This is a genomic window from Bacteroidia bacterium (genome assembly GCA_039924845.1).
Classification (GTDB): domain Bacteria; phylum Bacteroidota; class Bacteroidia; order DATLTG01; family DATLTG01; genus DATLTG01.
In genome coordinates, this window is the sequence record JBDTAC010000025.1 from 1 (window position 1) to 13,548 (window position 13,548).

Sequence of the window (13,548 nt, forward strand, 5' to 3'; positions counted from 1 at the left end):
TAGGATTAATCGTTTGTCCTGTACTCCAACTATAAGTCGTAGCGCCTGTGCCTGTTAAAGTCGCACTCGTTCCTGCGCATATTGTTGGTGAATTGACCGCTACTACCGGATTCGGATTCACTGTTACCGTCGCTATCGCACTTCCTGTACAACCTGCTGTAGTACCTGTTACGGTATACGTTGTCGTTCCCGCCGGACTTACTGTTATCGGATTCGTTGTCGCGCCTGTGCTCCAACTATAAGTCGTAGCTCCTGTTCCTGTTAAGGTTGCTGCTGTGCCCGCACAAACGGTTGCTGAATTTACCGATACTGTTGGACTTGGATTGACTGTTACTGTTACCGTTGCGGTTCCAGTACATCCAGCATTATTCCCTGTTACCGTATAGGTGGTTGTAGTAGCAGGAATAACAGTAAGAGGATTCGTAGTTGAGCCACCCGGACTCCAGGAATAAGTTGTTCCTGCAGGCGCTGTTGCTGTTAGAATACTGGAACTTCCTGCGCATATAGTCGCAGGAACAGCATTCGCTGTTATTGTAAGCGTAGGATTAACAATTACTTGTACTGTTGCCGTTCCTGTGCAACCTGCTGTAGTACCCGTTACCGTATAAGTGGTGGTGGTTGCAGGAGTAACGGTAAGTGGATTGGCAGTTGAGCCTCCAGGGCTCCAACTGTAGCTTGTAGCTCCTCCTGCCGTTAAGATACTCGAAGAACCTACGCATATCGGTGATGCAGATGCAGATGCAGTAACTGTTGGTGATGGATTAACAATTACTTTGACAGTATCTGATTTAGTAAAAGAAGAACCATCACAATTGGTTAGCTTCATGACAGCGGCATAGGAAGTAGTTACAGTAGGGCAAACGGTTAAGGCTGTTGTTGTGCCCAAGGAAGTTCCTGAACCTACAACGTACCAATTAAGCGTATAAGAAGGTGCTCCTGTTGGAGTAAAACGCCATGCTTCAGGTGTGCCATTTACCGAAAAAGTAGTATTATTTCTGCCAGGAGCAGTTACAGCAACTGTGCCTGCAGCATTTTGAATTCCTATCACTCCTTTTCCTCCATTCCATGCAGCACAAGAAAAACTGTTTTGTATATAAACATCTATGTAATTTGTGTTTTCATACAACACACATTGGAAGGTGGAATTTGGTGTTCCATTACAGGTCCCAGAGCCCTTGTCAAATAAAGGGATATTATTCCAACTAATTACTAATGCTCTACAAGGTGCAGTTCCATACATTTGGAATTTAGTACTCTCACCTGGAGCAGCTATACCTGGATCAATATCCCTGTAAGGACAAGCAATCGTATTGCCGGGAATCGGAGTAGTTCCATCTGGAAGTGCTGCTCCTGTTGTAGTATATGGATCGTATCCACTTGCTTGAGTTACATCAAAAGTAACTTCTCCATTAGCACCGATAACAAATTTACTGTATGTATTTCCAAAATAACAGAAATTAAATCCAATGTTTTCAACAGTACCCCATATATCATCAGTACCTACCAATGTGGCAGTTCCTGTAGTGAAAGAGTAAGGTACATACGGAATACTTGCTACAGAATAACTCGTAGTTTGGTTATTGGTTACTAAAGTAGCGTTTAGTGTAGTACAAGAACCCTTACAAATGGCCGGAGGCGGTGCAATTATCACCGAAGGACAAGCAGGAGCTCCTTGTGCGAAAATAACACTTGCAAAAAATAAATTTGCGAGAAGCGTAATTAAGAATAGGTATATTCTCTTCATAGGGGAGTTTTTTAGCAGTGCAAAAAAATATTTTTTTGATGAATGAAATTTACTTTAAAATAATTATTCTCCCGGCACTATGTCTGCGATACCGCCTGTTGCGTAATCACTGTCTTTCATAGATACCATTGTCGAGTTTTTTTGTGATGCTGCATCCAATGTTTGATCATCTGGCGCATTTTGAAGCCATTTATTTTCATTTTCTGTAAATTGGTACAGCGGATTTACATTCCCCTTGTTCGCACGAATAACATCCATTACAATAAGGCGCGCGCGATGACTTTGAATAATAGCATTGGCGTAATCGCCTGCGGCATATAATTTACAAGCATATTGTTGGTGTTGAATGGCTTTTGCTAAATTGTCGGTATAGATTTTACCAACAATTTCCCATTTTTGTCCTTCGTATATACAAACTGAAGTACGTTTGAGTATTTGATTTGCCGCTAACTGTGCTTTGTTGGAAGATGTTGCTGATTGTGCAGAAGCCTTCATGTTAAACATAAAGCACGACAAAGCGATTAACAATACTACCTTTAAAGAAGTTGAGTTTTTCATAATATGAATTTTATAAAATTATTTTAATTGTAAGTTACGAGTATCAATAAGCAAACATAATAAAAAAAAATTGCATATACAAAAGTAGAATTAGCTATAAGAATTTTGATTACTGAAAAACAACTATTTTTTTGATAAAAGTAGCGACCTATAAGCCTTCTAACGAGATTAAACTCAATTAAAGTTCGACAAAATAAGTTTTTAACAAGTTATCAATAAAATGAGACTATCACAAAAAAAATGGTGCTATTGATTTTTAATTTTCACCGTTTGAAAAATTATTTTTTCGAACGGTATTTTTAAAGGAGAAAAACATTAAAAACCCAAACCAATTCTGACACCCAATGAAAATACAGGATCCCATTTTTGAGAAGAAACTATTGTTGTTTGATTGCCAATTCCATACGACGTACTGATAACGCCGTAGGTAACTTTATTAAGTGTTGTTTGCGCCATACCCACGCCAATGTACCAATCAAAAAACAAGGCATTGTCTCCCGAATTTTGATTTCCGAACAATAGCCGGTAGCTAAGCACTTTGCGGCTATCCGGATCAAAATTCCCAGTAAGGTTTCCGCTCACATCTTCTACTTCCACTTGTTTATTATACGTACGGTACCATACATCTGGAGAAATATAATAACCGCTCATGGCAGTATTTTTGTACCCAATGTAATAACGCAAAGCCCCCTCTAAACTGTATCCCGTTTTACCCATAACGGTTGTACCATTGGTGCTATATACATCGCCTGTTTCGAACTCATACACAAAATCCGTGAAGGTAATTCCGGCTGCAATTTCGGCGCTAAAACGTCCAGCAATTTTTCGTTCATAATAAATAGGAACATCGCCTCGCGCGATTAGTAAGGGATTTATTTTAATTGCATTTTTAGTGCTGTCGATATAACGGTTTGAAAAATAATTTTTCGTCATGGCTGGATTAAATACCATCACCTTTACGGTAACAGCGGTATGCGCAGAATCTTTTTTTGCAGGAACGTTTGTTTGCGCTTCCAGAAAAAAAAGATTTAGAAACATAAAAATAGCAATGAGAAACAATTTATTTTTTTGCATTCGAAAAAATATTTTTTTGCAAAGGTAAAAAAGCAAGTTGTTTTTTAGGAAAAAATACGCAGCAAGTTTCCCGAAAGAGAGGTATTGTATTTTTTAACAGGAATACTGGCGGGTCCGGTTACCACATTTCCGTTAGTATCAAACAAAGAACCGTGGCAAGGGCAAGGAAATTGATTTCCATTAAACTGAATGGTGCATCCTGCATGTGTGCATACATCGTACAACGCCAAAAAAGCACCGCTATTACTTTTGGCAATAATAATTGAATTCGCATATACATATCCGCCATTATTTTGAAGTGCGGAGTACGCAGGCTGCGTAATATCAATCGTAAAATTGACATTTGACGTACCAGAAGGCGTTGGAGCAGAAGAATTATTTTTTTTACATGCGACTACAAATGCAGCGATGGTAGCACCTCCAAAAACTCTCAAAAAAAAACTTCTGCGATTCATCGGATTTTCTTGTTTTTGGAATCTGCACAAAAATTATTGAACCACTATTTTTTGCATCGTTGTTTGTTCTCCTTGTATTGTTTTCACGAAATACATTCCTTTTGATACTGTGCCTTTCAGCGATATTTGTTGCGTGTGCGTTCCAGCTTGTTGATGTGCGGAAACAATGTCCATTACTTTTTTTCCGTCAATCGAATACAATGAAATTAGTACTTGTTCGTCTTGTGCATCGTAGTAACGAAGGGTTAATTGATCATTTGTTGGATTTGGAAAAAGTACTATGGAAGAATAATTTTTCGACAAATTAACGACAGCCGTTGGAGCAGAAATATTCACATTATCAATATATAAATCATTTCCATATTCTGTAATACTTCTGAAATCTACTAAAATATTCATTCCCGCAAAAGCATTTAGGTTCACCGTTTCTGTACGCCATTGTGCTGAATTAGGCACAAATTCGCTCGAACTTCCTCCAGCGAGTGTTGCCAAATTCGCTCCTCCTTTGTAATAAACAGAAGTAAAAGTTTGTCCGCAATCAGCGGATACCAATACGCGTAAGGAATCATACTGAGCTGGCGATCCATTGTAATAAGTATAAGCCACACCAAACGAAAGACTCACAGAACTTAAAGCCGTACAGTTAATAGGAGGAGTAATAATATCATCTGTTTGTCCTGCGCCATTGTAATTATAATTGTCCATTTCTATGGATGCTGTTCCTGTTTGATGTGCAGCTGTAGTACGCACCCAGGTAATACTGTTATCCGGATTTACGATACTCCAACCAGCAGGCGGGAATGTAGTGGCTTCAAAACCTTGGTTAAACGGAACGGTATTTCCGACAGGAACACAATTAAAATGTGTGGTCGTAGTATCGTTGTAATTGTCCGTATCCGTTGTACCATTAGGAGCTGTCGAATATGCCGTAAATGTGTGTGCGCCAGCAATTGTAGTTTGTAAAGGAAGTGTAATGTTTGTAGTAGCAGAAGTAGCCAATGTACCCGTCCAAGCAAATGTAGCAGGCGCTCCAGCATCTGTTTTATAATTAATAGTAGCAGTAGTTAATGTGTTTGTTCCGAAATTTTTGAGTGTAACTATTGGCGTAAAAGAACTGGAACAAATAGTGGAAGAAGGAGTTGTAATTGCTGAAATTCCTGCATCATTCGCCGTAGGTGTAACAGCATTTGCAACTAAAGTGGAAGTATAAATATAATCTCCTCCCACACCACCATCTCCGTTGGCGCAATTAAATGCCGCATAAAATGTAACACTGGAGCCACTTGTCGGAGCAGTCCAATAAAAACTCCAAGAGCGTCCGTTGGTGCCAGTATTGCTATTGATGGTATGTGTTACTTCATTCCCAGATGTTTGTGTTTGTCCATCTGAACTAACAATCGTTCCTGCAGAAACGCCTGCGTTAAAGCCAAATTTACTTCTGCCCACATAAGTAGCTGTGCAGGTAATTAAATATTGATGTCCTGCGGTATAACCCACAGGAGGAATATTGCTTGTTATCCAACCTGTTTTTGTTCCCAAAGCATAAGAATTATGGCACCCTCCTTGATCACAGGTAGCACCGCCATCCGCGGGAGAACCAGTTGCTCCGACTTGTCCTGCTGCGTGCGAATATCCATAATTAGTTTTATAATCATTCACAGTTAAAATTAAACCTGCTGCTAAAGCAATGGTTGCGGTAAGTATCAGTTTTCTTTTCATAAAATTATTTTTTTAACGAGGCGCAAGATAAAAAAGATATTCGAAAAAAAAAATTGGAGCGTTTTTTAAGATGTTATACAGCGGTTTTTTAAGCCCTTCAAAAAAATAATTTTTCGAAGGCTTATTTTGAGCTCTGAAAAATAATTTTCTACTATAAAGTTATCTACATTCTATTATATTTACAAAAAACTTAAAAAAAAATCATGAAAAAAATACTACGAAATTTTCTTCTTCTACTTTTTGTTATATCCTTTGCCCCGCAACAAAAAGTTACTGCGCAAAATAATGTACAAGTAACCTGGGGTCCTGAACTTAAAAGTGACTCTCGAAGAGAAGCTATGCTTGGGACAGACATTATTGGCGAAAATGCCACTTCTTTTTATACACTTACAACGCAACCAGCAACGCTGTTTTCCGATGGACACATTTTTTTTGAAGAATTTTCCAAAAGCGATATGACACTGGTTCGAAAGCAAGAAATACTGATGCCGAAAACAGATGGGAAAAGAGAGGAATTTGGCACCCTTCTTTATGTGAAAGGAAAAATGATTTTGTTTACCAGCTATTACAACTCTGATCAAAAGAAAAATTATGATTTTGTACAGTCTGTGAACAATGACGGAACCGTAAATCCAGATGCTAAAAAAATAGATGAAATAGAAGTTACGAAATCAGGTTTGTTTGGAACAAATAAAGGTAGTTTCAGTACTATTCTTTCTACCGACAGCAGTAAAATTTTAGTTTATCGTAGCGAAACGTATAAAAAAAATGAAACGCATCAATTTCACTGCAAAGTATTGGATTTGAATTTGAATGAAATTTGGTCGAAAGAGTTAGAATTACCTTACAAAGACAAAAACTTTTCTGTTTCGGATTATACACTCGACAATAATGGAGATGTGTATATGTTAGCAAAAATAGAATTGGAAAAAGATCAACATCAAAAAGGAGATCCGAATTATAAATACGAAATTTTGTATTACAATCACACTGCTGATGCTTTGAAAGAATATGATTTGAGCATCGGTCAAAAATACATTACCAGTGTTGCCTTTAAATTAAATACAACAGGAGATTTAGTGTGTGCTGGGTTTTACTCCAACAAAAACAGCTATTCCGTTGCCGGTTCTTTTTATCTTAAAATAGATGAAAAAACAAAAAATGTAGTCAATACAGGTTTTAAAGAATTTGATAAAGATATATTGGCGAAGTTTATGAGTGTTCGAAAAGTAAATAAAGGAAATGAAATAAATGACATGAAAGTGGATGAGATTTTATTTCACGATGATGGAACTGCCTATATGATTTCCGAGCAATATTGGGTGGCCATGATCACAACTTATGATCCTCAAACCCATTCGTCTCAGACCACAACCATTTATCACGCAAATAATATTGTAGTCGTTAATTTTGCTGCTGACGGTTCGATTGTTTGGGCAAAATGTATTGTGAAAACTCAGGAGTCGGAAAATGATTTTGGAATGTACTTATCATACTCGGTACAAGAAGTCGGAAAAAAATTATTTTTTATGTTTAACGACAATGTGAAAAATCTGAAAATACCAAATTCGGATGATTACAAAACAATGAGTAATCCTAGGAAATCGGTTGCTATGTTGGTTACAATGGATGAAAAAGGCGATGAACAACGCAACTCAATGTTTAACGCGAAAGACTTGGAAGTTATATTACGACCGATATTGAGCTTGCAAGTAAGTCCCTCAGCCATGATTATTTATGGCGATAAAAGAAAAAATTTTAAATACGGTAGAGTAACATTTCAATAAAAAATCACGCTTAATTTCTCATTCAAAAAAATAATTTTTCGGAGGCTTATTTTAAGCTTCTTAAATTATTTCTATGACATGACCGTATTTGCGTTTTCTGCGAATAGCTTGAGCAAAAGTAATTTTTTCTGTTTTGCTTTCTATCCATGAAATAAAATCAAAAAACTCCAATGCCACACGTTCAAATTTATCTTCAATTAAAATTTCCATTTCTTTTTTGAAATCCAGAAAAATAGTTTCTGTTGAAGCTCCGCGTTTTACTTTAATTAGTTTTCGGATGTATTCCAATACCAAATGTTCGAATTTATGTGTTTTGTCTTTACTTGAATACAGGCGGATAACGGAGCGAATTTCATATTCTATCAATTGCGTATTGCCCAGTTCATAATGAATAATTAAATTGAGTAAGCGCGAAAAGCCGTATAAATCCTGGCGCAATTCTTTTTCTCTTTCGTTCAAAATTTTATTGTTCCAAAGCAATGCTTTGTGGAAATCACCATTCCCAAAATAAACAGCGGAAATGTTGTAATAAAAAATCACTACTTCTTCCGTATTGATTTTGCCTTCGTATTTTTTTAAGCCTGCCGCTATTGGGTTTACTAACTTTACGGCTTTATCAAATTCGCCTAAATCATTGTAAATTAATAATTCTGCGTTGTACGAACTGGTAAATATTTTGAGTTGTAAATCGATACTCGCAAATTCCGGAAGCGTAAGCAAACTCCGCATCTTATCAATATTATTAAAACATTTTTCGTACTTATTTTCAGCCAAATGGCAAAAAACAATGTTGTTGATGGCAGACAAATAACGTTTCGACATTTCCTTCGCCATTTGCGGATACGTATCCATCAATTTTAACAAAGCGGTAAAATGAACCAACGTTTTATCCAATCCAGAACCGCTTGCCATGTAATACATTCCTTTGATGTGATGAAATACAATTTTTGCGCTGATGGAAAGTGCTCGAGATTCATCTTGCATCAAAGGTTCATTCAATAAATATTCAGTAAAAGATTGTTCTTTAGAGTTGCGCATTACCATTTTTTGACGCACCCAATAATTTAGTTTAGAAAAAATGATTTGGTATTTTCCGAAATTTCCGGATTGTTCAATTACTTTATTTTCCTTTTCCAACAAATCATTCAGGTCAATATCCATCATACCGAAATGCGCTTCCATATCAATCAATTTTTTTTCGAGATTGATAATTTCTAAAATAAGATAAAATTTTTCGTAGAAATATGCTTGTTTTTTCACCTTCTCCAACGCTTTTCTACACTGCTTATACAGCGCTTTGTCGAACAAAACTTCAATATCATTTATTTGTTCTTTCAGTTGCGCACTCATCGAAATATTTGCGTGATAAGCACGCAAACTTTTCATAATTAATTTATGCAAATGATTTTTTTCAGACGGCAAATGTTTGATAAAAGTTTCACGCTTCAATTCTTTGCGGATAGCGGCTTCATTGTAAGTTTCTTGCAACTCAATCGCATCAAATAAACGTACGTAATTTTTCGCACCTGTTTGCAGCGACGACATGAGTTTGAAAAATCTTTTTTCAGATTTACTCATCGATTTAATCAACTGAAAAAGTTCGTCGGATGGATTCATTATTTTCAATAAAAAATTAAAAAAGCAGGACGAATTTATTAATAAAAATTTCAAAAAACAACCGAGCACTCTCTTTTTTTGAGGCTCAAAAATTATTTTCTCATTTCGCAGTATTTTCTAACTTTGGCAATTATTTTTTGTTAGGATATTATGATGTACAAAGATTTGAAATTTATTTTTAGTTTTTTTCTTCTTTTTGTTGGCTCGATTTTTTGCCGATCGCAAAATGCAACACCTCCGCAAGCTGCGACATGGACTTTGCAGCAGTGTATTGATTATGCGCTGAAAAATAACTTGCAAATAAAACAGAATGAGCTGAACGAGGAAGTTACTCAAGCCACTTTACTTGCCAATAAAGGAAAAATGCTACCCAACCTCAATGGCAATGCTTCACACAGTTACAATTGGGGTAAATCCATCAATCCCTACACAAACCAATTTGATAATTCCGAAGTGCAAACGGATAATTTTTCGTTAAGCAGCAGTATTACGCTTTTTAGTGGATTTCAAAATTATAATTCTGTAAAACAAAGCCAATACGATTTACTTTCGAGCAAGTACGATGTGCAAAAACAAAAAAATGATATTTCGTTGAACATTGCTTCCGATTATTTACAAATATTAATGAACGAAGAATTATTGCAACAATCCAATGATCAACTTTCCTTGATTTCAGCACAAGTAAAACGAACAAAGATTTTGGTAGATGTCGGGAATTTGCCGAAAGGAAATTTATTGGATATTCAAGCACAAGAAGCATCCGAAGAATTATCTGTAACCGATGCACAAAATCAATTAGACATTTCTTATTTAACCTTGACGCAATTGTTAGATCTTGATTCTGTTGGAGGATTTCAAATTGTGAAACCAGAACTTTCCATTCCTGCAGAAACCATTTTAACTTCTACTCCCGATCAAATTTACACCAAAGCACTTAGCTCCCAGCCAGATATTGAAAGTGCCGAAATGAAATTGAAAAGTTCTGAAACTGCTGTATCTATTGCAAAAGGCGGTATTAGTCCGCGCTTAATTTTAAGTGGCTCTATCGGATCGGGATATTCCAATGTAGCCAACAATGTTACTGGAGTAAATCTGACCGGTTACCAACCGATTGGAGTAACTACAACAGGCGTTGAAGTACTCGGACCTACTTATCAAGAAATTACCAACATCGCCCCTTTCTCTAATCAGTTTAACGACAATGTGAACAAAGCCATTGCACTACAATTAACTTTTCCTTTTTTCAATGGATTTCAAACAAAAACAACTATTGAAAAAGCAAAAATTCAACAATTAAATAATCAATATGCGTTGGAAATTACGCAAAATCAATTTCGTAAAACGATTCAACAAGCTTTCGCAGATGCAAAAGCAGCGCTGAAAAAATATTATTCTACCTTAAAAAATGTTACCTCTTTGCAAGAGGCATTCGATTATACACAAACAAAATTTAATGTAGGGATGGTCAATTCGGTAGATTACGACACCTCAAAAAATAATTTGATTAAAGCGAAATCAAATTTATTACAAGCCAAATACGATTACATTTTTAAAACCAAAGTGCTTGATTTTTACGAAGGAAAACCGCTTGTATTTTAATTCAAAAAAATAATTTTTCGGATGAAAAAAATTTTAATCTTAATCGGTATCGGCATTGCTGCGATTGCTTTTACTTTATCGCTTAAAAGTTGTTCGAACGATAATTTATTAAAAGTAACAACCGAAAAAGCGCAAAAAAGAAATATCATTGAAACTGTTTCTGCCAACGGAAAAATACAACCAGAAACAGAGGTAAAAATCAGTCCGGATGTATCAGGAGAGATTGTCGCTTTGCAAGTAAAAGAAGGCGATCAGGTAATGAAAGGCGATTTGTTATTGAAAATTCGTCCGGATATTTATGAGTCTACGCTCGATCAAATGACCGCATCTTTAAACAATGCAAAAGCCAATTTAGCCAATTCAAAAGCACGTTTAACACAAATGCAAGCGCAATTTGTAAATGCGCAAGCCATCTACGATCGCAATCAAAAATTGTTTTCTCAAGATGCTATTTCTGCATCCGATTGGGATGCTGCAAAAGCGGCTTATGCTGGCGCAAAAGCAGATGTAAGTGCAGCCGACGAAACGGTAAAAGCAGCCGAATTTAGCGTTAAAAGTTCTGCCGCTTCTGTAAATGAAGCACAAGATAATTTGATCAAAACAACCATTGTTGCGCCAGTAACTGGCACCGTTTATAATTTAGCAATTGAAAAAGGTGAGCGCGTAGTGGGGACATCTCAAATGGCAGGAACCCAAATGTTGTGCATTGCCAATCTCAATAAAATGGAAGCCAATGTGAATGTCAATGAAAATGATATCGTGCGCGTACATCTTGGAGATACTGCCTTGATTGAAGTAGATGCCTTCTTAGATCGCAAGTTTAAAGGTATTGTAACAGAAATTGCAAATTCTGCCAACACAACAGGAGTTACTGCCGATCAAGTAACTAATTTTTCAGTAAAAATTCGGATACTCGAAAAATCGTATGCGGATTTATTGGCTAAAAATGGCGGCACTCCACCTTTCCGTCCGGGAATGTCAGCAACCGTAGATATCGAAACAAAAAGTTCGAATAATGTGCTTTCCGTACCAATAGAGTCAGTTACCACCAGAAATAACAATGCGACAGCAGACGAAAAAACGGGCGACACTTCTGATAAAACAGATAATAGCAAAACGAAAAGTGCTCCAAAAACAAATGCACAAATTCAGGAATGTGTATTTGTTTTTTCCAATGGGAAAGCAAAAATGGTGAATGTAAAAACAGGAATTCAAGACAATAATTTCATTGAAATTACAGAAGGTTTGAAAGACAGCGACGAAGTGATTACAGGTCCGTACGAAAGCGTTTCCAAAGTATTAAAAGATGGAAGCTCGGTTGAAAAAGCGAGTAAAATAAATTTGTTTAAAGATACCGCTACTAAATAAAATGTCGCTCCTTCTTCATTTAGAAACAGCCACCACTGTATGTTCTGTGGCACTTTCCGAAAATGGGAAATTACTCGTGTTCGAAGAAATAAATAACGGTTATACGCATGCCGAAAACTTGACGGTTTTCATCGAAAATATTCTTCGTCAAACTCAAAAAAAAAATACAGAACTTGATGCAATCGCAGTGAGTAAAGGACCTGGTTCTTATACTGGATTGCGTATTGGCGTGGCTACTGCAAAAGGTTTGTGTTACGCACTCAACAAGCCGCTTATCGCGATAAATACACTCGAAGCTATGACAGTGGGAATAACTCCTAAAGAAGAGAACGCTTTGTATTGTCCGATGATTGATGCGCGCCGAATGGAAGTGTATTGTGCTTTATTTGATGCAAAAAACAATTGGATAAAAAATACTTCTGCCGAAATTATTTCTGAAAATTCGTTCTCAGAATTTTTATCTTCCAAAAAAATATTTTTTTATGGAGATGGCGCAGCTAAATGTAAAACAACACTTTCGCATCATAAAAATGTCGCTTTTTTAGAAACTATTTTTCCATCTGCAAAAAACATGATCGCGCTTGCACACGCAGCTTTTGACAAAAATAATTTTGAAGATTTAGCGTATTTCGAACCGTTTTATTTGAAAGAATTTGTTGCCGGTGGCACAAAATAATCGTACGAGAATTTTACAATTAAAATATTTTTTTCGATAAAATCGCGATCGATCATTGAGTTTAAAATTCCTGTCGAATCTGTGTATAAATAAGCTATTTCATGTATTTCATTTGCATTGCGATATTTTATCACATCATCCAAATTGCCTTGCTTGTTATAATGAAGATGTGTTTTTTCGTTTAAATTTCCGCTGGCATTGGAAGTATAATCATATTCCGAAACACGCCCTATAGAGTCGTATTTACAAGATGTTTCCGTACGTACCCACGTATATAAAAATGATTCGCGTTCATTTATTTTTTTCCCAAGAGCATCAAAATTAACGATGCTTTGTTTATATGATTTTTTTTCGTCGTTGAAAAAATATTTTTTCAACTGTGTTTTTGTAAGCTGTTGAAAGGTACATGAATCAAAGGAAAGAACGGTTTGTTCTTTGAGTTTAAACACATTCGGATCGATACTTCCGTTCACTTCTCTGAAATGCGTTTCCTTTACTTTTTGTCCGACAGAATCATATACAAAATACCAAGAATCATAAAAATCGCCTTCGTTACTTCTCTTTATTGATAATCGTTTCTGCGCATCGTAATAAAAATAAGTAGGAATGGTATCGAACAAATCCCTACCTCTATTCAAATTAAAATACGAATAAATCAACGCGCCATTAATCGAATCAAATTGATAATATTTTGAAAGCCCTTGATCAATAATGGGCTTACCATCTGGTTTGATAACAAGTGCCGCCGAAATGGATTTTATTTTATTTTTTTGAATGAATGTTGCATTAAAACTCGGATCACTCAAAGACATTTGAAAAGGGTTTTCAGAAATTATTTGTGCTGGAGAAATTAACACAGACAAGCAACAGAGCGTCAAAAAAATATTTTTTTTGTAATCGAGAAAAATTTTTTTCTGTTGCATAGATTATTTTTGTCTTCGCAAAAGTAGA

At 36.1% G+C, this 13,548-nt stretch carries 11 protein-coding genes; 4 read left to right on the top strand and 7 right to left on the bottom strand.

Annotated features, from left to right (window positions below; translation table 11 throughout):
• From ABIZ51_02880 to ABIZ51_02900, 5 genes are all read right to left on the bottom strand, one after another.
• Positions 1 to 1,744: hypothetical protein (locus ABIZ51_02880; protein MEO7087723.1), on the bottom strand; the 1,744-nt coding region annotated here is incomplete at its 3' end.
• A gap of 63 nt (positions 1,745 to 1,807) precedes the next feature.
• The gene (locus ABIZ51_02885; protein ID MEO7087724.1) at positions 1,808 to 2,302 is read right to left on the bottom strand and encodes a hypothetical protein; all 495 of its coding nucleotides are present in this window, start codon (positions 2,300 to 2,302) and stop codon (positions 1,808 to 1,810) included.
• Between the two features lie 315 nt (positions 2,303 to 2,617).
• Positions 2,618 to 3,376 (bottom strand): hypothetical protein, encoded by a 759-nt coding sequence (locus ABIZ51_02890; GenBank protein MEO7087725.1) that lies wholly within the window; start codon positions 3,374 to 3,376, stop codon positions 2,618 to 2,620.
• 44 nt (positions 3,377 to 3,420) lie between these two features.
• Positions 3,421 to 3,831 (bottom strand): Rieske 2Fe-2S domain-containing protein, encoded by a 411-nt coding sequence (locus tag ABIZ51_02895; GenBank protein ID MEO7087726.1) that lies wholly within the window; start codon positions 3,829 to 3,831, stop codon positions 3,421 to 3,423.
• Between the two features lie 33 nt (positions 3,832 to 3,864).
• Complete coding sequence (locus ABIZ51_02900; GenBank protein ID MEO7087727.1) at positions 3,865 to 5,550, bottom strand: choice-of-anchor V domain-containing protein; 1,686 nt, start codon at positions 5,548 to 5,550, stop codon at positions 3,865 to 3,867.
• Positions 5,551 to 5,753: 203 nt separating this feature from the next.
• Between ABIZ51_02900 and ABIZ51_02905 the strand changes: the two genes are divergently transcribed.
• Entirely contained in the window at positions 5,754 to 7,337 is a 1,584-nt protein-coding gene (locus ABIZ51_02905) for a hypothetical protein (GenBank protein MEO7087728.1), read from the top strand.
• Between the two features lie 60 nt (positions 7,338 to 7,397).
• On the opposite strand, the gene ABIZ51_02910 is transcribed toward ABIZ51_02905, so the two are convergent.
• Positions 7,398 to 8,954 (bottom strand): hypothetical protein, encoded by a 1,557-nt coding sequence (locus ABIZ51_02910; GenBank protein ID MEO7087729.1) that lies wholly within the window; start codon positions 8,952 to 8,954, stop codon positions 7,398 to 7,400.
• Between the two features lie 150 nt (positions 8,955 to 9,104).
• Between ABIZ51_02910 and ABIZ51_02915 the strand changes: the two genes are divergently transcribed.
• The 3 genes from ABIZ51_02915 to tsaB are packed head-to-tail and all read left to right on the top strand — an operon-like array spanning position 9,105 to position 12,597.
• Positions 9,105 to 10,553: a TolC family protein gene (locus ABIZ51_02915; protein ID MEO7087730.1), complete on the top strand. Its 1,449-nt coding sequence runs from the start codon at positions 9,105 to 9,107 to the stop codon at positions 10,551 to 10,553.
• Between the two features lie 21 nt (positions 10,554 to 10,574).
• Entirely contained in the window at positions 10,575 to 11,921 is a 1,347-nt protein-coding gene (locus ABIZ51_02920) for an efflux RND transporter periplasmic adaptor subunit (GenBank protein ID MEO7087731.1), read from the top strand.
• 1 nt (position 11,922) lies between these two features.
• The gene (gene tsaB, locus ABIZ51_02925; GenBank protein ID MEO7087732.1) at positions 11,923 to 12,597 is read left to right on the top strand and encodes a tRNA (adenosine(37)-N6)-threonylcarbamoyltransferase complex dimerization subunit type 1 TsaB; all 675 of its coding nucleotides are present in this window, start codon (positions 11,923 to 11,925) and stop codon (positions 12,595 to 12,597) included.
• Here the strand turns inward: tsaB and ABIZ51_02930 are convergent.
• On the bottom strand, positions 12,561 to 13,520 hold the full coding sequence (locus ABIZ51_02930; GenBank protein MEO7087733.1) for a hypothetical protein: 960 nt from the start codon (positions 13,518 to 13,520) through the stop codon (positions 12,561 to 12,563). The two genes, tsaB and ABIZ51_02930, sit on opposite strands and share 37 nt — an antisense overlap.
• Between the last annotated feature and the right edge of the window lie 28 nt (positions 13,521 to 13,548).

Coding starts and splice junctions, on each gene's coding strand:
- ABIZ51_02900 (MEO7087727.1), bottom strand. CDS start 5,550: ATGAAAAGAAAACTGATACTTACCGCAACCATTGCTTTAGCAGCAGGT.
- ABIZ51_02915 (MEO7087730.1), top strand. CDS start 9,105: ATGATGTACAAAGATTTGAAATTTATTTTTAGTTTTTTTCTTCTTTTT.
- ABIZ51_02910 (MEO7087729.1), bottom strand. CDS start 8,954: ATGAATCCATCCGACGAACTTTTTCAGTTGATTAAATCGATGAGTAAA.
- ABIZ51_02895 (MEO7087726.1), bottom strand. CDS start 3,831: ATGAATCGCAGAAGTTTTTTTTTGAGAGTTTTTGGAGGTGCTACCATC.
- ABIZ51_02890 (MEO7087725.1), bottom strand. CDS start 3,376: ATGCAAAAAAATAAATTGTTTCTCATTGCTATTTTTATGTTTCTAAAT.
- ABIZ51_02930 (MEO7087733.1), bottom strand. CDS start 13,520: ATGCAACAGAAAAAAATTTTTCTCGATTACAAAAAAAATATTTTTTTG.
- tsaB (MEO7087732.1), top strand. CDS start 11,923: ATGTCGCTCCTTCTTCATTTAGAAACAGCCACCACTGTATGTTCTGTG.
- ABIZ51_02920 (MEO7087731.1), top strand. CDS start 10,575: ATGAAAAAAATTTTAATCTTAATCGGTATCGGCATTGCTGCGATTGCT.
- ABIZ51_02905 (MEO7087728.1), top strand. CDS start 5,754: ATGAAAAAAATACTACGAAATTTTCTTCTTCTACTTTTTGTTATATCC.
- ABIZ51_02885 (MEO7087724.1), bottom strand. CDS start 2,302: ATGAAAAACTCAACTTCTTTAAAGGTAGTATTGTTAATCGCTTTGTCG.